The sequence below is a fragment of the Frigoribacterium sp. UYMn621 genome, assembly GCF_040549525.1.
Lineage (GTDB): Bacteria > Actinomycetota > Actinomycetes > Actinomycetales > Microbacteriaceae > Lacisediminihabitans.
The window spans coordinates 1-1,043 of sequence record NZ_JBEPTM010000056.1; the positions used below are offsets into that span (position 1 = coordinate 1).

The following is a 1,043-nucleotide window of genomic DNA, read 5'->3' on the forward strand; positions in this document are numbered from 1 at the left end:
AGTCGTTACTCACTGACCATCCCACGGTGGCTCTTCACGTCGACCATCCAACGCTCGAAACCCCGAAAACCACACCACTCCCGGGGACGCAACCACACTTGACGCACAGTCGTGGATGGTCATCTGTTATCCATCGCCCTCGGCCAAGGCGAATGTGCGACCGAAAGGGCCTTCGATCGGCTTCAGCAGCGATCGGTCTACACATTAGTGAATCATTGACGAACGTTAATTATTCACTCTAGTGTCGGTATATGGCAACAACGATTCAGAGCGATGCGATCCTCGCGAACCTTCGCGCGGTGGGACACGCCACGAACCTCGACCTCCACGGTTCGCTTGCCGCGACGATGCCACGGGTGTCGTTAACCTCAGTGCATCGCATCACGGCGCGACTACTCGAGCGTGGCGAAATCGGCATTGGGCCTACCGATGGTGGCACCGTCGTCCTTGACGCGCGAACCGATGTTCACGACCACTTCGTCTGCACGAGCTGTGGGGGCATCGTCGATCTCCTCCTTCCCGCCGACGTCATTTCGGTCATTCAGGCCCAGCTCGGGCAGAACCTAGTCCGCGATGGAATCACCGTCCGCGGACACTGCGAAACCTGCCGCACCTCACTAGGCTCTGCCGTCGTCGACGGTGGCAATCAAGAAACCCAAGAATCGAAGGAAACATCATGAAGTTCGCCCTGTTTATGTCACGCCCTGCTGGCCGCATCCTGCGGATCGTCGCGGGCCTGGTGCTCATCGCGGTGGGCATCGCCCTGCAATCCGTTGTCGGCATCGTGCTGATCGTCCTCGGCATCGTGTTCGCAGCCGTGGGATCGTTCAACGTTTGCCTCGTCGCCCCAATGCTGCGGCTGCCCTTCAGTGGCAGGAAGATCCGCGCACGCGCACTCTGAGCGGTGCGGGGAGGGAACCCTCGTGACACGCGGTAGGTGGAGGGCGTTGGGGACTGCCCCGAGTTCAGTTGACTCGTTGGGTTAGTGGTTTTATGCGGCGTTGAGGGCCATGTTGATTGTCTCAAACTCGATCGGGGTGAGT

2 protein-coding genes are annotated in these 1,043 nt (G+C 59.6%); both read left to right on the forward strand.

All coding sequences use genetic code 11. The features are described 5' to 3' along the window. Positions 1 to 251: 251 nt before the first annotated feature. Complete coding sequence (locus ABIB54_RS17860) at positions 252 to 680, forward strand: transcriptional repressor (protein WP_354576880.1); 429 nt, start codon at positions 252 to 254, stop codon at positions 678 to 680. Beyond that, entirely contained in the window at positions 677 to 901 is a 225-nt protein-coding gene (locus ABIB54_RS17865) for a YgaP-like transmembrane domain (protein WP_354576881.1), read from the forward strand. The genes ABIB54_RS17860 and ABIB54_RS17865 overlap by 4 nt, the downstream gene beginning before the upstream one ends. Positions 902 to 1,043: the final 142 nt, after the last annotated feature.